Annotated in this window: 16 protein-coding genes; 10 read left to right on the top strand and 6 right to left on the bottom strand. The window is 69.9% G+C overall.

Annotated elements, in window-relative coordinates; all coding sequences use genetic code 11:
• Positions 1 to 14: 14 nt before the first annotated feature.
• Both AC07OC_RS11910 and AC07OC_RS11905 read left to right on the top strand, forming a co-directional pair.
• Positions 15 to 1,274 (top strand): Zn-dependent hydrolase, encoded by a 1,260-nt coding sequence (locus AC07OC_RS11910; RefSeq protein ID WP_218339248.1) that lies wholly within the window; start codon positions 15 to 17, stop codon positions 1,272 to 1,274.
• On the top strand, positions 1,271 to 2,740 hold the full coding sequence (locus AC07OC_RS11905; RefSeq protein WP_218339249.1) for a M81 family metallopeptidase: 1,470 nt from the start codon (positions 1,271 to 1,273) through the stop codon (positions 2,738 to 2,740). Before AC07OC_RS11910 ends, AC07OC_RS11905 begins: the two co-directional genes overlap by 4 nt.
• A gap of 162 nt (positions 2,741 to 2,902) precedes the next feature.
• On the opposite strand, the gene AC07OC_RS11900 is transcribed toward AC07OC_RS11905, so the two are convergent.
• Together AC07OC_RS11900 and AC07OC_RS11895 are read right to left on the bottom strand one after the other, a co-directional pair.
• Positions 2,903 to 4,456 carry an ABC transporter substrate-binding protein gene (locus tag AC07OC_RS11900; RefSeq protein ID WP_218339491.1) on the bottom strand — a complete coding sequence of 518 codons (1,554 nt, stop codon included), beginning with the start codon at positions 4,454 to 4,456 and terminating at the stop codon, positions 2,903 to 2,905.
• Between the two features lie 216 nt (positions 4,457 to 4,672).
• Entirely contained in the window at positions 4,673 to 5,584 is a 912-nt protein-coding gene (locus AC07OC_RS11895; RefSeq protein WP_218339250.1) for a helix-turn-helix transcriptional regulator, read from the bottom strand.
• 75 nt (positions 5,585 to 5,659) lie between these two features.
• On the opposite strand from AC07OC_RS11895, the gene AC07OC_RS11890 reads away from it, so the two are divergent.
• Positions 5,660 to 7,117: an amidase family protein gene (locus AC07OC_RS11890; protein ID WP_218339251.1), complete on the top strand. Its 1,458-nt coding sequence runs from the start codon at positions 5,660 to 5,662 to the stop codon at positions 7,115 to 7,117.
• A gap of 11 nt (positions 7,118 to 7,128) precedes the next feature.
• On the opposite strand, the gene AC07OC_RS11885 is transcribed toward AC07OC_RS11890, so the two are convergent.
• Both AC07OC_RS11885 and AC07OC_RS11880 read right to left on the bottom strand, forming a co-directional pair.
• Complete coding sequence (locus AC07OC_RS11885; protein WP_218296458.1) at positions 7,129 to 7,647, bottom strand: BON domain-containing protein; 519 nt, start codon at positions 7,645 to 7,647, stop codon at positions 7,129 to 7,131.
• A gap of 37 nt (positions 7,648 to 7,684) precedes the next feature.
• Positions 7,685 to 8,167, bottom strand: a complete 483-nt coding sequence (locus AC07OC_RS11880) for a GNAT family N-acetyltransferase (RefSeq protein WP_218296457.1) — start codon at positions 8,165 to 8,167, stop codon at positions 7,685 to 7,687.
• 205 nt (positions 8,168 to 8,372) lie between these two features.
• On the opposite strand from AC07OC_RS11880, the gene AC07OC_RS11875 reads away from it, so the two are divergent.
• The 5 genes from AC07OC_RS11875 (at position 8,373) to AC07OC_RS11855 (ending at position 17,082) form a co-directional block, all read left to right on the top strand.
• The gene (locus AC07OC_RS11875; protein ID WP_218339252.1) at positions 8,373 to 9,473 is read left to right on the top strand and encodes a ligase-associated DNA damage response exonuclease; all 1,101 of its coding nucleotides are present in this window, start codon (positions 8,373 to 8,375) and stop codon (positions 9,471 to 9,473) included.
• On the top strand, positions 9,470 to 11,179 hold the full coding sequence (locus AC07OC_RS11870; protein ID WP_218339253.1) for an ATP-dependent DNA ligase: 1,710 nt from the start codon (positions 9,470 to 9,472) through the stop codon (positions 11,177 to 11,179). The genes AC07OC_RS11875 and AC07OC_RS11870 overlap by 4 nt, the downstream gene beginning before the upstream one ends.
• Positions 11,176 to 13,890, top strand: coding sequence for a ligase-associated DNA damage response DEXH box helicase (locus AC07OC_RS11865; protein ID WP_494601246.1), 2,715 nt, complete (start codon positions 11,176 to 11,178; stop codon positions 13,888 to 13,890). Before AC07OC_RS11870 ends, AC07OC_RS11865 begins: the two co-directional genes overlap by 4 nt.
• Before the next feature lie 18 nt (positions 13,891 to 13,908).
• Complete coding sequence (gene pdeM, locus AC07OC_RS11860) at positions 13,909 to 14,643, top strand: ligase-associated DNA damage response endonuclease PdeM (protein ID WP_218296453.1); 735 nt, start codon at positions 13,909 to 13,911, stop codon at positions 14,641 to 14,643.
• Between the two features lie 201 nt (positions 14,644 to 14,844).
• Positions 14,845 to 17,082, top strand: a complete 2,238-nt coding sequence (locus AC07OC_RS11855; RefSeq protein ID WP_218339255.1) for an NADP-dependent isocitrate dehydrogenase — start codon at positions 14,845 to 14,847, stop codon at positions 17,080 to 17,082.
• Between the two features lie 158 nt (positions 17,083 to 17,240).
• Here the strand turns inward: AC07OC_RS11855 and AC07OC_RS11850 are convergent, their stop codons facing one another.
• Positions 17,241 to 18,626 (bottom strand): hypothetical protein, encoded by a 1,386-nt coding sequence (locus AC07OC_RS11850; RefSeq protein ID WP_218339256.1) that lies wholly within the window; start codon positions 18,624 to 18,626, stop codon positions 17,241 to 17,243.
• A gap of 145 nt (positions 18,627 to 18,771) precedes the next feature.
• On the opposite strand from AC07OC_RS11850, the gene AC07OC_RS11845 reads away from it, so the two are divergent.
• Together AC07OC_RS11845 and AC07OC_RS11840 are read left to right on the top strand one after the other, a co-directional pair.
• Positions 18,772 to 19,692, top strand: coding sequence for a LysR family transcriptional regulator (locus AC07OC_RS11845; RefSeq protein ID WP_218339257.1), 921 nt, complete (start codon positions 18,772 to 18,774; stop codon positions 19,690 to 19,692).
• Between the two features lie 265 nt (positions 19,693 to 19,957).
• Positions 19,958 to 20,989: an SEL1-like repeat protein gene (locus AC07OC_RS11840; RefSeq protein WP_218339258.1), complete on the top strand. Its 1,032-nt coding sequence runs from the start codon at positions 19,958 to 19,960 to the stop codon at positions 20,987 to 20,989.
• Positions 20,990 to 21,166: 177 nt separating this feature from the next.
• On the opposite strand, the gene ggt is transcribed toward AC07OC_RS11840, so the two are convergent.
• The gene (ggt, locus tag AC07OC_RS11835) at positions 21,167 to 23,044 is read right to left on the bottom strand and encodes a gamma-glutamyltransferase (protein ID WP_218339259.1); all 1,878 of its coding nucleotides are present in this window, start codon (positions 23,042 to 23,044) and stop codon (positions 21,167 to 21,169) included.
• Positions 23,045 to 23,066: the final 22 nt, after the last annotated feature.

Here is a 23,066-nt window from a genome sequence, read left to right as displayed (position 1 = left end):
ATTCGACTGTGGACATGACGACGACCCCCTCCCCTGCCCTGCAACCGCGCGTGAACGGCGCGCGCCTGTGGCAATCGCTGATGGACCTGGCGCAGATAGGCGCCACGCCCAAGGGCGGCGTGTGCCGCCTGGCCCTCACCGCGCTGGACGGCGAAGGCCGCGACCTGTTCGTGCGCTGGGCGCGCGAGGCCGGCTGCAGCGTGCGCACCGACGCCATCGGCAACATCTTCGCGCGCCGCGCGGGGCGCAACGACGCCCTGCCCCCGGTGATGACCGGCAGCCACATCGATACCCAGCCCACGGGCGGCAAGTTCGACGGCAACTACGGTGTGCTTGCCGGCATCGAGGTGGTGCGCACGCTGAACGACCTGGGCATCGTGACCGAAGCCCCGATCGAGGTGGCGGTGTGGACCAATGAAGAGGGCTCGCGCTTCGTGCCGGTGATGATGGGCTCGGGCGTGTTCGCCGGCGCCTTCACGCTGGAGCATGCGCTGGCCCAGCGCGACGCGCAGGGCACCAGCGTGGCCGAGGCGCTGGCCGTCATCGGCTATGACGGCGAGCACGGGCCCACGCCGCCCGTGGGCGCGTATTTCGAGGCGCACATCGAGCAGGGCCCGGTGCTGGAGGCCAACGGCTGCGTGATCGGCGTGGTGCAGGGTGCCCTGGGTCAGCGCTGGTACGACGTGAGCGTGCAGGGCATGGAGGCCCATGCCGGCCCCACGCCCATGGCGCTGCGCCGCGATGCCCTGCTGGCCGCCAGCACGCTGGTGGCCGAGGTGAACCGCATCGCCCTGGCCCATGCACCGCATGCGCGCGGCACGGTGGGCGTGCTGGAGGTGTTCCCGAGTTCGCGCAACGTGATCCCCGGCAGCGTGCGCATGACCGTGGACCTGCGCGCCGCCGACGATGCCATGCTGCTGCAGATGGATGCGGAGTTGCGCACCGCCTGCGAGCGCATCGGCACGGCCCACCGCACACCCATCGCGGTGGAGCAGGTGGTGTACTTCCCGCCGCAGCCGTTTGCGCCCGCGCTGGTCGAAGGCGTGCGCGCCGATGCCCAGGCACTGGGCTACAGCGCCATGGACGTGGTCAGCGGTGCCGGGCACGACGCCGTGTACCTGGCGCGCCTGGCGCCCACGGCCATGGTCTTCGTGCCCTGCGCCGACGGCATCAGCCACAACGAGATCGAGGACGCGGAGCCCGAGCACCTGGAGGCCGGGTGCAACGTCTTGCTGCAGGCCATGCTGCGCAGCGCCCGGGTGGTCGCCGCATGAAGATCCTCATCGCCCGCCTGAACCACGAGACCAACACCTTCTCGCCCGTGCCCACGCCCCTGGAGGCGTTTGCGCCCACCTACGGCGAGGATGCCCTGCGCGACAACCTGGGCATGCGCACGGCCATGGCGGCTTTCATCGACCTGGCCCGGGGCCTGGGCGCCACGCTGGTGACGCCGGTGTCGGCCACCTCCAACCCCAGCGGCCCGGTGCATGCCGCGGCCTACGACGAGCTGACCCGCCGCATCGTGGAGGCCGCCCCCGGCTGCGACGCCATCCTGCTCGACCTGCACGGCGCCATGGTGGCCGAGAACAGCCCCGACGGCGAAGGCGACCTGCTCGCGCGCGTGCGCGCAGCGGCGCCCGGCGTGCCCATCGGCGTGGCGCTGGACCTGCACGGCAACATCACGCCCAAGATGGTCGCCAACGCGGATGTGATGGTCGGCTTCAAGACCTACCCGCACATCGACATGTACGAGACCGGCGAGCACGCGGGCCGCCTGCTGCTGGCCATGCTGCAGGGCCAGGCGCGCTACAGCGTGCGCTGGCACCAGTTGCCCATGATGGGCCACACCCTGCGCAGCACCACGCTGCAGGGCGCCATGTTGCGTGCGGTGGACGCCGCCCGCGCTGCCGAGGCCGACGGCGTGCCGGCCGTGTCGGTGTTCGCGGGGTTCTCGCTGGCCGACATCGAGGCGCCGTTCATGAGCGTGGTGGTCACCGGCCTTGCCGATGCACCCGAAGCAGCCCAGGCCGTGGTCGACCGCATCGCGGCCACCATCTGGCAGGAGCGCACCGAGTTCGTCTACGACAGCGAGCCCCTGGCCGACTCCCTACAGCGCGCCCAGGCACTCACCGCGGGCGCCAGCCGCCCGGTGCTGCTGCTGGACCACAGCGACAACTGCATGTCCGGCGGCACCTGCGATTCCATGGACGTGCTGCAGGCCGCCCTGGCCGAGGGCCTGGACGACATCGCCGTGGGCCCGCTGTGCGACCCCGAGGCCGTGGCCGAACTCGTGGCGGCCGGTGTGGGCGCGCAGTGCACCGTGCGCCTGGGCAACAAGGTGCCGCTCACGCAACTGGGGGTGTCCAAGGAGCCCGTGGCGCTCAGCGGCACGGTGCGCGCCATCAGCGACGGCGAGTACACCGTGACCGGGCCCATCTACACCGGGCAACGCTGCGCCATGGGCCGCACCGTGCTGTTCGACACCGGCAGCGCCCTCATCGTGGTGACCGAGAAGACGCACGAGCCCTGGGACCTGGGGGTGTTCTCGTGCGTGGGGGTGGACCCCACGGCGCACCGCTTCGTGCTGCTCAAGTCGCGCATGTACTGCCGCCCGGTGTTCGTGCCGCTGTCGCATGCGCTGGTCGAATGCGACAGCCCCACGGGCGTGACCAGTTCCAACTACGCGCTGTTCCCGTTCAGGAACGTGCGCCGGCCGGTGTTCCCGCTCGACGCTGTCTGACCTTCCATTGCGCAGGAGCCCCCAGAACCCGCATCACCAGCAAGCGCAAGCCGACGCCAGTGCCCCCGCGCAAGGGCCGCCCCGCCGCGCTGGGGGCGTCCCCCTTCCCAAATCGAGCAGCGATTTGAGAGAAAGAGGGATGACGCGAAGCGACTCAGGGGGTTAGTTCACCTTGATCAGACGCCAGTCGATGCGGTTGTCGGGGCGTTGCACCAGCTCGACATTTTTCTTCATCGCCCAGGCCAGCATCTGGTTGTGCAGGGGGATGTTGGCCACGGTGTCGTTCTGCAGCTGCAGGCCTTCGGTCAGCAGGCGGTTGCGCACGGGCTGGTCGGTCTCGGTCTTCACGCGGTCCACGATGTAGTCCATGCGTTCGTTGCTGTAGCGGCCCAGGTTGTAGTTGCCATCGCCGCCCGTGGTCTTGGTGCGGGTGAGCGATTGCAGGGTGTACAGCGCGTCGAAGGTCGGCACGCCCCAGCTGAGCAGGGTGATGCTGGCCTCGTGCCGCTGGGCCATGGGGTAGTAGGTGATGGAGGGCATCGTGCGCAGCTTGGCCCTGACGCCCACGCGCGCCCACATCGAGGTGATGGCCTGGCACAGGTTCTCGTCCTGGATGATGGAGTTGTTGCTGCAGGCGAAATCGACCTCGAAGCCGTCCTTGTAGCCCGCATCGGCCAGCAGCGCCCTGGCCGCGTTGGTGTCGTAGGGCAGGCGCTTGTCCACCGCCTCCGTCCAGCCGTTGACCAGGGGCGAGACGATGGCGCCCGTGGGCTTGGACATGCCGCGCATGGTCACGCGCTGCAGCGTGGCCACGTCGATGGCCTGGTACAGCGCCTTGCGCACGCGCAGGTCCTTGAGCGGGTTCTTGCCCTTGACGCTGCTGCCCGGCAGCTCGTCGCGGAACTGGTCCAGGGCCAGGTAGATGGTGCGGTTCTCGACCATCTCCATCACCTTGATGTTCGGGTTGGCCCTGAGGCGCTCCAGGTCCTGCAGGCTGGTGTCGCGCACCATGTCGACCTCGCCCGAGAGCAGGGCCGCGACGCGCGTGGCCTCGGACTTGATGGGTGTGTAGACGATCTCGGTGACGTTGCCCTCGGTCTTGCCGGCGTTCCACCACTGCGGGTTGGCGGCAAAGACCAGCTTCTGGTCGGGCACCCATTCCTTGAGCACGAAGGGCCCGGTGCCCATGGCATTGCGGTGAGAGAAGGTCTCGTCCTTGGACTTGATGTCCTTGGGCTCCACGGCATTGTTCTTCTCTGCCCAGGCCTTGCTCATCACGCGCAGCTCGGTCAGCTGGTTGAGCAGCACCGGGTTGGGGTTCTTCAGGAAGATGTCGATGGTCTCGCCGTCGACCTTGGCGATGCGCTCCATGCCCTGGGTGTAGATGGCGTAGGTGGAGGTCTTGCTCATCGCGCGCTGCAGCGAATACACCACGTCGTCGGCCGTCATGGGCGATCCGTCGCTGAACTTCACGCCCTGGCGCAGCTTCACGCGCAACTGCGTGGGGCTGACCTGCTGCCACGAGGTGGCCAGGAGCGGCTCGACCTTGAGCGTGCGGCTGTTGAACATCACCAGCGACTCGTACACCGCCGCATGGATGCCATTGCCCAGGGCACTGTTCTGCGAGTGGATGTCCATGGACTGGATGTCGGTGGACCCGGCCCAGCGGAACGTCTTGGCGTGCGCGCCCGGCATCGCGGCCACCCACGCCGCCATGGCCAGCGCGGGCACGAGCCAGCGGCGGCCTGGCCTTGCGGTGCCGGCCCCGCGGGGCGCGGCGGGCTGCGGGTGCGCAGGGTGCCGCGCTACTGCGGCAACGCGGGACACAACAGTGCGCGGAGACAGGTGAGGAAGGAAGCTCTGGAACCTACGGGGCATATGTTTTCCTTTGCAGGGATGGAAGCCGCAATATGCCGCAGCGGACCGCCAAACCTATTGCGCGTTTTCCACGACATCCACCCCTCTGCGCACGGTCCCCGGGGCGCAGAGGGAGCCCCGGGCGTCCAGGCGACCGGCCAGCTGCCGGTACTGGCTGGGGCTGACGCCACAGGCACGCTGCCAGCCATGCACGAAGTGCGCGGAGTCGGAGAACCCCGCGGCATGCGCGATGCCCGTCAGGCTGGCCGTGCCGCCAAGCAGGGCCTGCTGCGCGTGCTCGATGCGGGCGGCCTGGCGCAGCGTGGCAAAGCCCAGGCCGTGCCGGGCCAGATCGCGCTGCAGCTGGCGCGCGCTGCGACCCAGGCGGCGGGCGGCGTCGGGCAGGGCCAGGGCAGGCTCCTCGCGCCACCAGGCCAGCAGGTCCAGCACCTCGTTCGCGCACCCCAGCCGCCGCGCCAGGGACTGCAGCGTGCGCAGCGCATCCGCCGGGCTGCCGCTGGTGCCGCCGCGCGCCAGCACGCTCACGCACGAGGCGGCAATGCTCGCGCGGATGTCCGCACTTCGCTGCGCCGCGGCACGCAGGGCGCGGTCCGGCAGCATGGGGGATTCCCGCCGCAGCGCGCCCTGGCCATCGAGCTGCGTGTTGACGCCCAGGGGCGCCATCCGGTTGTAGGCGTTCCAGCGGTCCACGAACGCAGAGGGCCCACGGCCCACGGCGGCCGAGGGCGCCAGGAGCGCCTGCACCGGGTTCAGGTCCAGCGCACACAGCAGCGCAAGGCGCGCCTCCCGCCGGGCCTCTTGCCCGCGCGCCTGCGGGCCGCCGCGCAGCACCTGCGCCACATATGCCTGGTGGGTGACGAAGCCCTGCACCTGCGTGCGCACGGCCCGCGCCAGCAGCGCGTGGGGGCGTTCGTCGATATCGCCCAGGCAGGCGGGCAGCAGGTGGTAGCAAAAAAGCGCGGCCATGGCGCTTTTATACAAGCTGGCGCGGCCCGGCCCAGGGACGATGGCCCTCTCCTTCATTCCCTGTGCAAACACACCATGCAACGACGAGATCTTCTGGGCCTGATGGGCCTGACCGCACTGGGCGCCCCCCTGCGCCCCGCTTTCGCCCGCGGCGCCACCCACGGCCTGCTGGCGCTCGATGCCACGGCCCAGGCAGCGCTGGTGCGGGCGGGCCATCTGCAACCCGCGCAGCTGGTGCAGGCCAGCCTGGCGCGCGTGGCGGACGTCAACCCCAGGCTGCAGGCGCTGGTGGAACTCTGCCCCGACCGGGCCCGCGGCCAGTGGCAGGGGCCGCCCTCCCCCGGGCCCTTCTGGGGCGTGCCGTTTGCCTACAAGGACGCGGTCGACCTGCAAGGCACGCACCGGCGCAGCGGCTCGCGCCTGCAGGCGGACGCGGCACTTTCCAGCGCCTCGTCGCCGCTGGTGGCGCGCTGCGAAGCCAGCGGGCTGATCGCCATCGGCAAGACGGCAACGCCCGAGTTCCAGCTCAGCGCCACCACCGAACCCCTGCTTGGCGGCCCGGTCCGCAATCCCTGGAACCCGCTGCACTCCCCGGGTGGTTCCTCGGGCGGCGCCGCGGCGGCCGTGGCCGCGGGCATGCTGCCCATGGCGCACGCGACGGATGGCGGTGGCTCGATCCGCATCCCCGCCTCGTGCTGCGGGCTGTTCGGGCTCAAGCCCAGCCGCTCGCGCATGCAGGGCTCCGGCCCGCGCGATGCCGGTGTCGACCACGCGGTGAGCCGCACGGTGCGCGACAGCGCCACGCTGTTCTGGTGGAACCAGCGCGGCGATGGCGCCGCGCCGCTGCCGCCCATGCCCGCGGTGCACGGGCCCTCGGCCCGGCGCCTGCGCATTGGCTTCGCGCCGCAGAACCTCTTTGGCGAGATGCCGGACCCCGCGGTGCTGCAGGAAGTCACCCGCGTCGCGCGGCTGTGCGAACGGCTTGGGCACCAGGTGCAGCCCTTTGCGCACGGCATCGACGGCGAGCGGTTCTTCGATGCCTTCATGGTGGCCTGGAGCGGCGGCGCCGAGCGGGCGCTGCAGCAGGCCGAGGGCACGGGCCGCCCGCCCGACACGCTGCTGGAGCCCTGGACCCTGCACCTGGCACGGCACGCGCGCGCGCTCCCCGCCGGCGCGGCGGCACGCGCCGGCGCGCACTTTGCCGCCGTGGGCGCGCAGGTGAATGCCTGGTTCGACGCCGTGGATGTCGTGCTCAGCCCGGTGGCCGCCAGCGAGCCGCCACCGCTGGGGTGGCTTGCCCCCACCGTGCCCGGCGCCACGCTGTGGGCCCGGCTGATGCGCTATGCGTCGTACACGCCGCTGCACAACGTGGCGGGCACGCCGGCGATGTCGGTCCCGCTGGGGCTGAGCGCGCGCGGCCTGCCCATCGGCAGCCATTTCGCGGCGCGGGTCGGCGACGAGCAGACGCTGTTCGCACTGGCCTATGAACTGGAACAGGCCGACCCCTGGTCGCACCGGGTCCCACCGCTGTGAATGAAGCCCCGTCAGGGGCGCGCGGGCGCGAGCGGGTAGCGCGCCCCCGCGCGCGCCGTGCCCACCTGCAGCAGGTTGATGACACCCATCACGTCATCCACCAGCCCCACGGCTTTCTCCAGCGCCTGCGACTGCGCCTCGGACTGCACGCAGCCCATCAGCGTGACCAGCCGCCGCTCGCCCAGCACCCAGACGCTGGTGTCGTCAAAGCGCCCCTCCTCGCGGATATAGCGCTGCACGCGCGGGATGAGCTCCGCGTCGTACAGGTAGGAGTTGGGCAGCCGGCAGCGCCCCACGCGGTGGCAGCTGCCGCCATGCTGCGAGCGCGTGTGCGCCAGCTCGCGCACCTCGGCGTCGGTGTAGAGCGGGCCCTCGGGCACGGGGCATTGCGGGATGGCGCTGGTGACCTGGACGAAGGGGTCGTTGAAGGCATTGGTGCGGGGGGCTGGGCTGCCGTCCTGCGCAACGGCCAGGGCAGCCACCCCCAACCACAGCAGGAAGAACTGGAAGAACACACAAACACGGCGCATGCATTGCTCCTTGGTGGACGGCAGGCACCCACGCTGCCTACAACGCGATCTGGTATCGCGCAAATTCCCTGCGGCCTTTCAGCACACAGTCGTACAGGGTAAAACCAAAGCCCTCATAGAGTGCGCGCAGCGGCTGCCGATCGGCCACGCAGTCCAGCCGCAGGTAACGCACACCCAGGCTGCGGGCGTGCTCGCGCCCGAACGCCAGCAGCGCGGCAGACACCCCCTGCCCCGCCCATGCCCGCCGCACGGCCAGCTTGTGCAGGAACGCGGAGGTGCCTGGTTCCGCATCCGGCCAGAAAGTGGGGTCTTCGCGCTGCCAGCGCACCACGCCCGCCACGTCATCGCCCACCCTGGCCACCAGGAAGTGGCCGGTATCCACATCCTGCTGCACACGTTCCTCGCTGAAATCGGACACGGCCCACAGCGGCATCTGGCGGTCTACCAGCCACTGCGCGGCCTCGCGCAGCACCGCCGCGATGGCGGCGGCGTCTGACGGGCGGGCGATTTCTGTGTGCATACGAAAGCGGTATTGGCCTGCAGACAGGGGAGGTCCACGCAGGATGATGGGATGGCGCAACGAACTATCCGCCTGCACAGCAGGCAGATTGCGGTTTACTCATTTTTTGATAGCTATTGGCGCTTGATGGATAAGCGCTGGAAGTCATTTTTATCTAAATTCTAGGGACAAAACCTCTTTCTGCAATCCCCAGCCCGCCCCCCGGATGGGGCGTGCCCCCTACGATGCCCTGACCGTGCCCCCCAGCGACCTCATCGTCCACCGCCCCGAAGGCCTGTACTGCCCGGCCGGGGATTTCTACATCGACCCCTGGCGGCCGGTCAGCCGGGCCGTGATCACGCATGCGCATTCGGACCATGCGCGCATGGGCTCGGCCCACTACCTGGCGCACCAGGACAGCGAAGGCACGCTGCGCAACCGACTCGGGGCCGATATCGACCTGCAGACGCTGGCCTACGGCAACACCATCGACCACCACGGCGTGCGCCTGTCGCTGCACCCGGCGGGGCATGTGCTGGGATCGGCCCAGGTGCGGGTCGAGCATGGCGGCCAGGTGTGGGTGGCCTCGGGCGACTACAAGCTCGAGGACGACGGCACCTGCCCGCCCTTCGAGCCGGTGCGCTGCCACACCTTCATCACCGAGTCGACCTTTGGCCTGCCCATCTACCGCTGGCCGGCGCAGCCGGCGCTGTTCGCGGACATCAACGCCTGGTGGGCCGCGAATGCGGCGGCGGGCAAGGCCAGCGTGCTGTATGCGTATGCCTTCGGCAAGGCGCAGCGGCTGCTGCACGGGGTGGATGCGGGCATCGGCCCCATCATCGAGCACGGCGCGGTAGAGCCGCTCAACGCCGTGTACCGCGCGGCGGGCGTGGCGCTGCCGCCCACCCTGCGCGTGACGGACCCGGGCGCCACCAAGGCCGAGCTGCGCCGCGCGCTGGTGCTGGCACCGCCCTCGGCGGCGGGCACGCCCTGGCTCAAGCGCTTTGGCGAGCATTCCGATGCCTTTGCCAGCGGCTGGATGCTGGTGCGCGGCGCGCGCCGGCGCCGTGGCGTGGACCGGGGCTTCGTGATGAGCGACCACGCGGACTGGCCCAGCCTGCAGAAGGCCATAGCCGCCACGGGGGCCGAGCGCATCATCGTGACCCATGGCAGCACCGAGGTCATGGTGCGCTGGCTGTGCGAGCAGGGACTGGATGCGCAGGTGTTCAAGACCGAGTACGGCGCCGACGACAACGAGGACGACGCAGGGGCTGCAGCGCCGCCACCGCAGGCCGATGCACCGGCGCCGGAGGCCGCGGCACCATGAAGGCCTTTGCCACACTGTTCCAGGCTCTGGACTCCACCACCGGGCAGTCGGCCAAGCTGGCCGCGCTGGTGGCCTACCTGCGCGCGGCACCAGCGGCCGATGCGGCCTGGGCCACCTACTTCCTCGCGGGCGGCAAGCCGCGCCAGATGGTGCCCACCAAGCGCCTGAAGGCCCTGGCGCAGGAGGCCGCCGGCCTGCCCGAATGGCTGTTCGAGGAAAGCTACCAGGCCGTGGGCGACCTGGCCGAAACCCTGGCCCTGCTGCTGCCCCCGCCGGTGCAGCCGGTGGACCTGCCGCTGGCCGAGTGGATGGCCCAGCTGCTGCCCCTGCGCGCCCTGCCGCCCGAGGAAGCCGACGCCCGCCTGCGCGCGCAGTGGGACAGGCTGGCGCCGGAGCAGCGCTTCGTGTACTTCAAGCTCATCACCGGCAACTTCCGCGTGGGGGTGTCGCGCCTGCAGGTCACGCAGGCACTCGCCACGGTGAGCGCGCTGGACCCCAAGCGCATCGCGCACCGGCTCATGGGCTACACACAGATCGGCCGGCAGCCGCAGGCGGGCGACTACAGCGCGCTGGTGGCCCCCGTGGACGAGGGTGAAGACGGCGCCGCCAGCACGGGCAGCGACACGGCCATGGCAGGCCAGCCCTACCCCTTCTTCCTGGCCCACCCGTTCAGCCAGCCCGTGGCCGAGATGCCTGCGCTGCTGGGCGCGCCCGGTGACTGGCTGGTGGAGTGGAAGTGGGACGGCATCCGCGCGCAGATCGTGCGCCGGCGCGGCGCGGTGTGGGTCTGGTCGCGCGGCGAGGAGCTGGTGACCGACCGCTTTCCCGAACTGGCCGATGCCGCGATGGCGGCACTGCCCGACGGCACGGTGGTCGATGGCGAAATCCTCGTATGGCTGCCCGGCGAGCCCCAGCCGCGCCCCTTTGCCGACCTGCAAAAGCGCCTCGGCCGCAAGACACTGACGCCCAAGCTGCTGCGCGAACTGCCCGTGGTGCTGGTGACCTATGACCTGCTCGAACATGCGGGCCAGGACCTGCGCCAGCAGCCCCAGCAGGCCCGCCGCGCACTGCTGGAGACAGTGCTGCAGCCACCCGACGCCATCGCAGAGCCCGCAGCCCCACCCGCACTGCGCTTGAGCGCCCTGCTGCACGGCGCCGACTGGCCGGACCTCGCGCGCCAGCGCGAAGCCGCACGCGGCATGGGCACCGAGGGCTTCATGCTCAAGCACCGGCAGGCGCACTACGGCGTGGGGCGCACCAAGGATGTGGGCGTGTGGTGGAAGTGGAAGATCGACCCCATGAGCGTGGACGCGGTGCTCATCTACGCCCAGCGCGGCCACGGCCGGCGCGCGAGCCTGTACACCGACTACACCTTTGCGGTGTGGACGGGCCCGCAGGATGACCCCGAGCGGCAACTGGTACCGTTTGCCAAGGCGTACTCGGGCCTCACGGACGCGGAGATTGCGCAGGTGGACGCCATCGTGCGCAAGACCACGCGCGAGAGTTTTGGGCCCGTGCGCAGCGTGGAGGCCACCATGGTGTTCGAGCTGGGCTTTGAAGGCATCGCGAAGAGCCCGCGCCACAAGAGCGGCATTGCGGTGCGCTTTCCGCGCATGCTGCGCTGGCGCCAGGACAAGACCGTGGCCGAGGCCGACACCCTGCAGACGCTGGCGGCATTGCTTCCGGGCCAGGACACCGGCGCATGAGCACGGCGCGCCGTCCGCGCAAGCCGCTGCCCACCGTGGCCGCGAGCGCGGCCGCAGGCTGGATGGCCACGCGCGGCTGGCAGCCCTTCGGCTTCCAGCAGGAGGTGTGGCGCGCCATGGGCGAGGGCCGCTCGGGCCTGCTGCACGCCACCACCGGCGCGGGCAAGACCTATGCCGTGTGGCTGGGTGCGCTGCAGCACCTGGCGCTGGCAGGCGCGCCCGTGGCACCCACGGCGGACGCCAGTGCGCGCACGGCCCTGCGCACACGCCGCGCGGCGGCGCCGCCGCTCACGGTGCTGTGGATCACGCCCATGCGCGCCCTGGCCGCAGACACGCTGCGCGCACTGCAGGCCCCGCTGCCGGACCTGGCGCCAGACTGGACCAGCGGCCTGCGCACCGGCGACACCGCCAGCGGCGAGCGCGCCGCGCAGGACCGCCGCCTGCCCACGCTGCTGGTCACGACGCCCGAGAGCGTGTCGCTGCTGCTGGCGCGGGCCGATGCCCACGAGCGCCTGCGCCATGTGCAGCTGGTGGTGGTGGATGAATGGCACGAGCTGGTGGGCAACAAGCGCGGCGTGCAGGCCCAGCTGGCACTGGCGCGCCTGTCGGGCTGGAACCCGGCGTTGCAGGTGTGGGGCATGTCCGCCACGTTGGGCAACCTGCCGGAGGCACTGGACACACTGCTGCCAAGGCCCGCGCGGGGAGCCCCTGCAGCACCGCCCGCCGTGCTGGTGCAGGGCCGCATCGACAAGGCGCTGAAAGTGGAGGTGATGCTGCCGGCCAAGGTGGACCGCTTTGCCTGGGCCGGCCACATGGGGCTGGCGCTGCTGCCGCAGGTAGTGGAGTCCATCGAGTCGTGTGCATCGTCTCTTGTTTTCACGAATACACGCTCGCAGGCCGAGCGCTGGTACCAGGCCTTGCTGGAGGCGCGGCCCGACTGGGCAGGCACCATCGCACTGCACCACGGATCACTGAGTCAGGACGTGCGGGCATGGGTGGAGAACGGACTGAAAACCGGCACGCTCAAAGCGGTGGTGTGCACCTCCAGCCTGGACCTGGGCGTGGACTTTTTGCCCGTGGAGCAGGTGCTGCAGATCGGCTCGGCCAAGGGCGTGGGGCGGCTGGTGCAGCGCGCGGGCCGCTCGGGCCACGCGCCGGGGCGCACCTCCAGCATCACCCTGGTGCCCACCCACAGCCTGGAGCTGGTGGAGGCCGCTGCCGCGCGCCACGCGCTCGCGCTGGGCCGCATCGAAGACCGGCACACGCCGCGCGCGCCGCTTGATGTGCTGGTGCAGCACCTGGTCACCGTGGCGCTGGGCGGCGGGTTTGTGCCTGACGAGCTGCTGGCCGAGGTGCGCCGTGCCCCGGCGTATGCCCAGCTTGCCGACAACGACTGGTTGTGGGCACTGCAGTTTGTGCGGCAGGGCGGGGCCTCGCTGGCCATCTACCCTGACTTTCAGCGCGCCGTGCCGGACGAAGAAGGCATCTGGCGTGTGCCTGATGCGCGGCTGGCACGCCGGCACCGTAGCAACATCGGCACCATCGTGAGCGATGCCAGCATGCAGGTGCAGTTTGTCAGCGGCGGCCGGCTGGGCTCGGTGGAAGAGAGTTTCATCGCCCGGCTGCGCAAGGGCGACGTTTTCATGTTCGCCGGGCGCCTGCTGGAGCTGGTGCGCACGCAGCAGATGACCGCCTACGTTCGTCTGGCGCCCAAAGGCAGCGCCGCACTGCCGCGCTGGAACGGCGGGCGCATGCCGCTGTCGAACACGCTCGCCGACGCCATGCTGGAGATGCTGGAGCAAGCCGAGCGCGGCGTGTACTCGTCGCCCGAGATGCAATGCGCTCAGCCCCTGCTGGCGCTGCAGCATGCGTGGTCGGCCCTGCCCACCCCCAGCCGCCTGGTGGCCGAAACGCTCAAGACCCGCGAAGGCTGGCACCTGTACCTGTACCCGCTCGCAGGCCGTCTGGTGCACCTGGGCCTGGCCGGCCTGCTGGCGTGGCGCGCATCCGAGCAGGTGCCCAACACCTTCTCGATCGCGGTGAACGACTATGGGCTGGAGCTGCTCTCTGCCAAGCCGATCGACTGGGCCACGCTGCTGCCGCGCCTGATCGGCGAGGGCACGCCCACCCGCATTGGCGGCGGGCTGGAGGATGAAGTGCTGGCCAGCCTGAACGCGACCGAGATGGCACGCCGGCGCTTTCGCGAGATCGCACGCATCGCCGGCCTCATCTTCCAGAGCCACCCGGGCGAGCAGCGCAGCAGCCGCCAGCTGCAGGCATCGTCCTCGCTGTACTACGACGTGTTCGCCCAGTACGACCCGGACAACTTGCTGCTGGCCCAGGCCCGCGCCGAGCTGCTGGCCAACGAGCTGGACATGGAGCGCCTGGCCCGCACCCTGCGCGGCATGCAGGCGCAGACCCTGTCCGTCCATGCCCTCACGCGCCCCACCCCATTCGCCCTGCCGCTGATGGTGGAGCGCTTTCGCGAGCGCCTGAGCACCGAAACGCTGGCCGACCGCCTGGCGCGCATGGTGCAGGCGCTGGAGAAGGCCGCCGACGACACCACCGGCACCCACCACGCCGACCATCCCGTGGCCCCGGCCGACATGGCCTGGGACGTGCCCGACGGGGCCACCGCGTCGCCCCGGCGCGCGCGCCGAGGCGATGCCGGCGACACGCCCCGCCGACCGAGAAGGCGCCATGGATTCTGAGCACCTCGACGACCGACCTTGCCCGTGAACGCAGACCCTTCTTTCGCCCCTTCACCCACCGCACCTCCCCCAGGCGCCCAGGCCATCACCCTGCCCTGCGGCACTGCCCTGTGGCTGCTGCCCCAGCGGGCCGTGTGGTGGCCCGCCGCGCGCACGGCCTTCGTGGCCGACGTGCACTTCGGCAAGGCCGCCACCTTCCGCCGCGCGGGCCAGCCCGTGCCGCATGGCACCACGGCCGACAACCTGGCCCGGCTCGACGCGGTGCTGGCGGCCACGGGCGCCGGACACCTGGTCTTCCTGGGCGATTTTCTGCACGCGCGCAGCGGCGCCGGCGCGCCGCTGTGGAACCAGTTGCTGCCCTGGCGCGAGCGCCACGCCCGCATCCGCATGACCCTGGTGCGCGGCAACCACGACCTGCATGCGGGCGACCCACCCGCGCCGCTGGGCGTCGATGTGGCCGATGAGCCCTGGCGGCCCGTGGAGGGGGCCGGGGTGCTGGCCTGCCACCATCCGCAGGCGGGGCCGGGCGATACGGTGCTGGCAGGGCATTGGCACCCGGTGGCCACCTTGCAGGGCCCTGCGCGGGACACGGTCCGCCTGCCGTGCTTCGCGTGGCAGCCGGGGCTTCTGGTGCTGCCCGCGTTCGGGGCTTTCACGGGCATGTCCAGCCAGCCGGTGCCCCCGTCCGCGCGGCGGTTCGCGGTGGCTGGAGACCGGGTCCGCGAAGTGCCGCGCCGGCCGGCCAGCGCCTGAGCCCGCGTTTCAGGGGCGCTTCGGCCGGGCCCGCCATGAAAAAAAAGGCTTTACCCGTCGGTAAATTTTGCATTATGGGATTCGATTGCAAAAACAGGGGGCACGGAACGCCGCAAGGAAGGAGAATCAGAGAGCATCCGCGTTTGGCCCCGCTGCGACCCGGCCGGGGACATTTACATACTCTGTTTCGTGAGACAAGCCATGACGACCCAGCAACCGACCATCATCTACACCCTGACCGACGAAGCACCCCGTCTGGCCACGGCTTCCTTCCTGCCCATCATCCGCACCTTTGCGGCGCCTGCGGGCATCAACGTGACCGAGAGCGACATCTCCGTGGCCGCGCGCGTGCTGGGCGAGTTCCCCGAATCGCTGACCGCCGAACAGAAGGTGCCCAACACCCTGGCAGAGCTGGGCAAGAAGACCCTGCAGGCCGATGCCAACATCATCAAGCTGCCCAACATCAGCGCCTCGGTGGGCCAGTTGCAGGCCTGCATCAAGGAGCTGCAGGGCAAGGGCTATGCGATCCCTGACTACCCGGAAGATCCCAAGACCGAAGAAGAAAAGGCGATCCGCGCGCGGTATGCCCGCTGCATCGGCTCGGCCGTGAACCCCGTGCTGCGCGAAGGCAACTCCGACCGCCGCGCCCCCAAGGCCGTGAAGGAATACGCGCGCAAGAACCCGCACAGCATGGCCGACTGGAGCCAGGCCTCGCGTTCGCATGTGTCGCACATGCACGCCGGCGACTTCTACCATGGCGAAAAGTCCATGACGCTGGACCGCGCCCGCGACGTGAAGATGGAGCTGATCACCAAGAGCGGCAAGACCGTGGTGCTCAAACCCAAGGTCTCGCTGCTGGACCGCGAGATCATCGACAGCATGTTCATGAGCAAGAAGGCGCTCGTCGAGTTCTACGAAAAGGAAATCGAAGACGCGCGCAAGACCGGCGTGATGTTCTCGCTGCACGTGAAGGCCACGATGATGAAGGTGTCCCACCCCATCGTGTTCGGCCACTGCGTGAAGATCTTCTACAAGGACGCGTTCGCCAAGCACGGCAAGCTGTTCGAAGAGCTGGGCGTGAACGTGAACAACGGCATGGCCAACCTGTACGAAAAGGTCGCCACGCTGCCCACGGCCCAGCGCGAAGAAGTCCTGAAAGACCTGCATGCCTGCCACGAAGGCCGTCCCGAGCTGGCCATGGTCGATTCGGCCAAGGGCATTACCAATTTCCACTCGCCCAACGACATCATCGTGGACGCGTCCATGCCCGCGATGATTCGCAACGGCGGCAAGATGTGGGGCGCCGACGGCCGCCTGAAAGACGTGAAGGCCGTGATGCCCGAATCGACCTTTGCCCGCATCTACCAGGAGATCATCAACTTCTGCAAATGGCACGGCGCGTTCGACCCCAAGACCATGGGCACGGTGCCCAACGTGGGCCTGATGGCCCAGCAGGCCGAAGAGTACGGCTCGCACGACAAGACGTTTGAGATCACCGAAGACGGCGTGGCCAACATCACCGATCTGGCCACCGGCGAAGTGCTGCTCTCCCAGAACGTGGAAGCCGGCGACATCTGGCGCATGTGCCAGGTCAAGGACGCCGCGATCCGCGACTGGGTCAAGCTGGCCGTGAACCGCGCCCGCAACTCCGGCATGCCCGTGGTGTTCTGGCTCGACTCGTACCGCCCGCACGAGGCGCAGCTGATCACCAAGGTCAAGATGTACCTGCACGAGCACAACACGGCGGGCCTGGACATCCAGATCATGAGCCAGGTGCGTGCGATGCGCTACACGCTGGAGCGCGTGATCCGTGGCCAGGACACCATCAGCGCCACCGGCAACATCCTGCGCGACTACCTGACCGATCTGTTCCCCATCATGGAACTGGGCACCTCGGCCAAGATGCTGTCCATCGTGCCCCTGATGGCCGGTGGCGGCATGTATGAAACCGGCGCGGGCGGCTCGGCCCCCAAGCATGTGCAGCAGCTGGTGGAAGAAAACCACCTGCGCTGGGATTCGCTGGGCGAGTTCCTGGCGCTGGCCGTGTCGCTGGAAGACCTGGGCCTGAAGACCGGCAACGCCAAGGCCAAGGTGCTGGCCAGGACGCTGGACGCCGCCACGGGCAAGCTCCTGGACAACAACAAGAACCCTTCGCCCAAGACCGGCCAGCTCGACAACCGCGGCAGCCAGTTCTACCTGGCCCTGTACTGGGCGCAGGAACTGGCCGCGCAGACCGACGATGCCGACCTGGCCAAGCTGTTCGCGCCGCTGGCCAAGCAACTGGCCGCCGACGAACAGACCATCGTGGCCGAGCTGGCTGCGGTGCAGGGTGCGCCCGCCGACATCGGCGGCTACTACCTGCCCGACACCGCCAAGCTGGACGCCGTGATGCGCCCCAGCAAGACGCTGAACGCGGCGCTGAAGACCGTGGCTGCGTAAACAACCAGCCAAGCCGCCCGCCCCCTAAAAAGGCCCCGCCCGTCGGGGCCTTTTTTCATTGCCCGACCGCACCAGGATGACAAGGCGGCCCGCAGCGGAGCCACCGTTCATGTCGCAGGCGGTGGAGACAAGTAAGTGGCGTGGCTACCGCCCCAGGATCAGGGCCGGTCGCGGTCGGCCACGCGGGTGTTCAGCGCCGCGGGCAGGTAAGCAGGCAGGAACGCACAGCCCTTGCCGAACTGCGCCTCGAAGGCCGGGCACTGCGCAGCGATGCCCTCGGGCGTGGGCTTCACGCCCTCGTCCACCCAGCGCAGCAGGGCGGTCATCAGCGCCGGGTAGGTGGGATCGCTCAGGTAGCTGTGGGTATTGTGCTGGGTGAAGGTCTGCACCAGGCGCGCCGCGCTGCCGCCCTGCTCCATGGTGGCCTTGAAAGCCGCATCCAGCTCGACAAAGGCCGTGGGGTCCTCCACGCCTTTCACGGTGAGCACGGGCACGGGAATGCGGCCACCGAGGTCCGTGTCCTGCGCAAACCGCGCCACGGCGGCCGGGTCCGCGCGGTAGCGCAGCACGGCGGCGTTCAGGGCCGCATCGTCGGGAGAGCCCTTGTACTGCACGCCCCGGTTGCCAAACGGGCTCGCGCCACCGGTGCGGTGCTGCACCACGTCGCGGTAGTGGAACGTGGCCCAGTTCATGTGGCCCTGGATGGAGCTGGCGGGGATGCGGATCACATCCACGATGGTCTTGACCTTGCGCTGCTGCTCGGGCGTGCGCTCTGCAGCGGGCCGGTTCAGCGCCAGGCATTCGTTCACGCGCGCCGCCAGATCCGCCTGCGTCATGGCCGCATCGCGCGGCAGGCCGATGTTGAGCGGGTACGCCGCCTCGGTGGGGCGGGGGTGGTTGTTGCACAGGTACTGGTAGACCACGCGCAGATCGGTGCGGAAGTCGTACGAGCGGGTGCCGCCCGCGAGCACGCCGCTGGTCAGCAGCACGGCATCGTAGGGGCGCTGGCCGCCGGCCGTGGCCTGGAACATCTCGGCCCCCTTGGCCGCCACGCTGGCGCCCCACGACTGGCCGTGCAGGATGGTGCGCTGCGGCCGGGCCACCTGCTGCACGAAGATCTTGCGCAGGCGCTCGGTATCTTCCGCCGCCGCGCGCACCTCCACGCCGCCCTGGCGGAAGGTGCTGCCCGCCCAGGCGTAGCCCGCACGGACCATGATGGACCAGCGCTCCAGGTCCTCCACCGCGCGCTCCATCCTGGGCGCGCCCAGCGCCGGGCCGCCGTGGGCGTGCAGCACCAGGTGGCCGTTCCACTGCTGCGGCATGGCGATGAGGTAGTAAGCCCCTGCGGAATCCTGGCCCGACAGGCAGCGGGCAATGGGCGCCAGGTCCTTGGGGCAGGGCGTGGCGGCGGGCGCGGCCTCCGCCACCGCCTGGGGTTGGGTGGCAACCGGCGCGCAGCCAGCCAAAAAGACGGCGGCTGCCAGGGCGGCCGGTACGGCCACGGTCCGGCGCGGCCAGGCGCGAAGCGGCGGCAAAGCAGTCATGGGAAGGTCTCCGTTGAAATAATGGCGGCGGTGGGTAGCAGCTGCGCATCGTAGAAACGGGTCTCCGATACGTCAAATAGGCAAATCTCCAATCTCCGATACGATTTGCATATGAACTCGCTCCCTGAGCCATTGCACTGCTGACATGGACATCCGCCAGCTCCGCTACTTTCTCGCCGTGGCAGAAGCCGGGCACATGACCCGCGCCGCCGAGCAGCTGGGCATGGCCCAGCCACCGCTGAGCCAGCAGATCAAGGCGCTCGAAAGCACCGTGGGCATGGCCCTGTTCAAACGCCACGCCAAGGGCGTGGCACTGACCGAAGCGGGCCGCGCGCTGCAGGCCGACGCCACGCGCCTGGTGCACGACTTCGATGCGCTGCAAGGCCGCATGCAGTTGCTGGCCGAGGGCAAGACCGGGCGCTTGGCCATCGCCTTCACCAGCTCGGCGGCCGCGCACGAGTTCACGCCATTCGCCCTGCGCGAGTGCCGCGCGCGGCACCCCGGTCTGGTGCTGGAGATCGGCGAGAACAACGCCGCCGAGATCACCGAGGCCGTGGCCGGGGGCCGCCTGCATTGCGGCCTGCTGCGCGTGCCGGTGGCCCGCCCCGAGGGCCTGGCGTTCGACACCCTGCAGCACGAGCCCGCCATGGTGGCCCTGCCCATCGACCACCCGCTGGCGCTGCGCCAGCGGCGCGGCAAGCCGCTGGCCATCCGCATCGCGGACCTGGAGGGCGAGCCCATGATCCTGGTGCGCCGTCCGGGTGCCCCGGGCCTGTACGCCAACCTGCTGGCCCTGTGCGACGAGGAAGGCGTGCGCCCCCGGGTGGTGGCGGAAGTTGCGCGCATGCTGACCAACCTGAACCTCGTGGCGGCGGGCACCGGCATCTCGGTGGTGCCGTCGTCGATGGTGGGCGTGCACCGCCACGCGATCGCGTACCGCCCGCTGGTGGACGGCGGGCGGCTGGACGTGCCGCTCACCCTGGTGTACCGCTCGGCGGACAACATGGGGCCCACGGCTACCTTCACCGCGCTGCTCAACACGCTGGCGCGTCAGGGCACGCCCTGACGCCGGGGGACCGGTTGGCCATGGCGATCTCGCGCTGTGGCGCCCACGTGTAACTGGCAGCAACAAACCCCACACGGCCGATGCGTGCGGGCACACTGGCGCCGCCGCCGGTGCCGCGCGCCGTCCCCGCCGTGCCCTGCCGCGCACCCCGGTGGCAAGTGGGCGGCGCCGAACGGCGGGCCCCTGCTTGTCCGCATCCGCGTTTTTCTGGCCGCCCCCGGGCCCATCGCCCCATTTACTTTTTATGCCACGTCTGCCCCCCTCCTTGTCCTCCCTCGTGTCCGCCGCCTGCCTGGGTGCGCTGCTGTGCGCCGCAGGGCCCGCCGCGGCGGGCCCGAAAGAGGGAGTCCGCGCCTATGAGCGCGGGGAATACGCCACAGCTCTGAAGGAATTGCGTCCCGCCGCGCAGGCCGGCCATGCAGACGCCCAGTACCACCTCGGCCGCATGTACGACGCAGGCCGCGGCGTGGCGCTGAACGAAGCCACGGCGGTGGGCTGGTACCTCAAGGCCGCCCAGCAGGGCCACACGGATGCGATGTACGAGCTGGGCGTGTCCTACGACGAGGGGCTGGGCGTGCCGCAGGACCGGGTGCAGGCCGCCCAGTGGTACCGCAAGGCGGCGGACCTCGGCCACGCCCAGGCGCAATACAACCTGGCGGTGTCCTATGACAAGGCCGAGGGGGTGCCGCAGGACTTCCGCAAGGCGGTGGAGTGGTACCGCAAGGCGGCGGCCCAGGGCCACCTCGATGCGCAGTACAACCTGGGCATTTCGTACGACAAGGGCGAGGGGGTCGACAAAGACCCCCGGCAGGCCGTGCAGTGGTACCGCAAGGCCGCCGAGAAGGACCATCCCGAATCGCAGTTCCAGCTCGGCATGGCGTTCTACCACGGTGACGGGGTGGCCAAGGACCTGGCGCAGGCCGTGCACTGGTACCGGCGCGCGGCGGAGAACGACCTTGCATCCGCGCAGTACCACCTGGGGCTCGCCTACGACGCGGGCGAGGGCATCGCCCAGGACAAGAAGGAGGCCGTGCACTGGTACCGCCAGGCGGCCGGGCAGGACCATGCCAAGGCCCAGTTCAATCTGGCCGTGTCCTATGACGAAGGCGACGGCGTGGCACGGGACAAGAAGCAGGCCGTGCACTGGTACCAGCAGGCGGCCGGGCAGGGACATGCCAAGGCCCAGCGAAACCTGTCGTTGATGTACGCCCGCGGAGAAGGCGTGCCGCGCAACCCGGCCCTGGCGCGCGAATGGGCGCGCAAGGCGGCCGAGCCGCGCGACGGCACACCGGATTGATGCCCTGGCACGCGGTGCCGCCTGGAGCAGCGGCACCGGAGCAGCCCCAGGGTATGGCGGCGGCAGTTGCTATATTTTGAATAGCGAAAACCCACCATCCATCCTGCGCCAGGGGGATTTTCCCAAGGGACACCGCACTGCGGTGCCGCCGTGGCGGCTCAGGCCGCCACGGTGTCCTCAGTTGTTGCCCTGGGCCATGCCCTCACGGCGCGGGTCCGCGCCGCCCGCATACGTGCCCGCGCCGGGGTTGCGCGCCAGCAGGCCCGCATTGCCGTTGGACCGCAGGCCATTGAACACCGCACCATGCAGGCCGCTCGTGAAGGTGTCGGTCTGCGCCACGGTGTGGCCCCGCGCCTTGAGGCCGTCGCGGATGGCGGCCGTGTCGATGACCGAGCCCTTTTCGATGGACGTGGTCGCGTTGGTCTGCGCGCCGAAGTTGGGCAGGTTGATCGCCTGCTGCACGTTCAGCCCCCAGTCCGTCATGCCCAGGATGCTCTTGGCGGTGTACTGGATGATGGCGCTGCCGCCGGGCGAGCCGATGGCGCCTTCCAGGTCTCCGGTGGCCGCGTTGAAGATGATCGTGGGTGCCATCGAGCTGCGCGGGCGCTTGCCGGGCTGAACGCTGTTGGCGATGGGCAAGCCTGCAGCGTCGGTGGCGGTGAACGAGAAGTCGGTGAGCTGGTTGTTCAGCAAAAAGCCCCGCACCATCTGCAGGCTGCCGAAGCCGTTCTCGATGGTGGTCGTCATGGACACCGCGTTGCCCGCGTTGTCGATGATGGACAGGTGGGTGGTCGATGGCAGGGCCAGCGAGTTGTCCTGCCCCTTGGCGCCGCTCACGCCCGGCGGTGTGCCCGCCACGGGGGTGCCGATGCTCTTGCTCAGGCTGATGAGCTTGGCGCGCTCGCGCAGGTAGTCGGCGTTGACCAGGCCGGCCTGCGGCACGTTCACGAAGTCAGGGTCGGCCACATACAGCGCGCGGTCGGCATAGGCCAGGCGGTAGGCCTCGGACACCACGTGCACCGCATCCAGCGTGTTGGGCTTCATGGCCGCCAGGTCGAAGCCCTGCAGCAGGCCCAGCGTCTGCAGCACGGCGATGCCGCCCGAGCTGGGCGCGGGCATGCCGCACACGCGGTACTGGGTGCGGTAGACGCCGCAGACGGGCTCGCGCACCTTGTGGGTGTAGCTGCTCAGATCGTCCAGCGACAGCTTGCCGGGGTTGGTGGGGTGGCTCGCCACCTTGGCCACGATGTCCTTGGCGATGTCGCCCTGGTAGAACGCGTTGGCGCCGCCCGCGGCAATGGCCCTGAGCGTGGCGGCCAGTTCGGGGTTCTTGAGCAGCGTGCCGGCCGCCTTGGCCGTGCCGTCGGCATTGAGGAAGTAGCTGGCGCCGGGCTCGCCCTGCGCCTTGATGCGCGCGGCCGAGCCGGCGATGGACACGCTCATGCGCTGCGAGATCGCAAAGCCGTTTTCACTGAGCTGGATCGCGGGCTCGAACAGGTCCTTCCAGGGCAGCTTGCCGTGCACCTTGTGCGCGGCTTCGAGCATGCGCAGCACGCCGGGCGTGCCCACCGAGAGGCCGCCATCCACCGCCGCCAGAAACGCCAGCGGCTTGCCGTCCGCGCCGATGAAGAGATTGGGCGTGGCCGCCTTGGGCGCGGTTTCGCGGCCGTCATAGGCGAGCAGCTTGTTGGCCCCCTTGTCGAAGTGCAGCATGAACGCGCCCCCGCCGATGCCCGACGACTGCGGCTCCACCAGGTTCAGCACCATCTGCACGGCGATCGCCGCGTCCAGCGCCGTGCCGCCCTTGGCCAGGATGTCGACCCCGGCCTTGGTGGCCAGCGGGTTGGCGGTGGACACCATGTCCTTGTTGGCGTAGCTGATGGCCTTGGGCGTGTAGCCCGAGGGCGGCTCCGGCGGCACGTACTGCTCGACGGGCTCGGGGTTGGCCACCGGCGTGCCGGGGCCGTCATTGCCGCCGCAGGCGGCCAGCAGGGCCAGCGCGGCGATGCCCAGGCCCCAGCGGGTGGGTTGGCGTCGAAAGACAGAAGCCGTCATGGTGAAAGGTCCTTGGAAAGGG

This window comes from Acidovorax sp. GW821-FHT10E04, assembly GCF_059415185.1.
The sequence above is the reverse complement of the archived record's forward strand: the minus strand, read 5'-3'. Positions and strand labels throughout refer to the sequence as shown.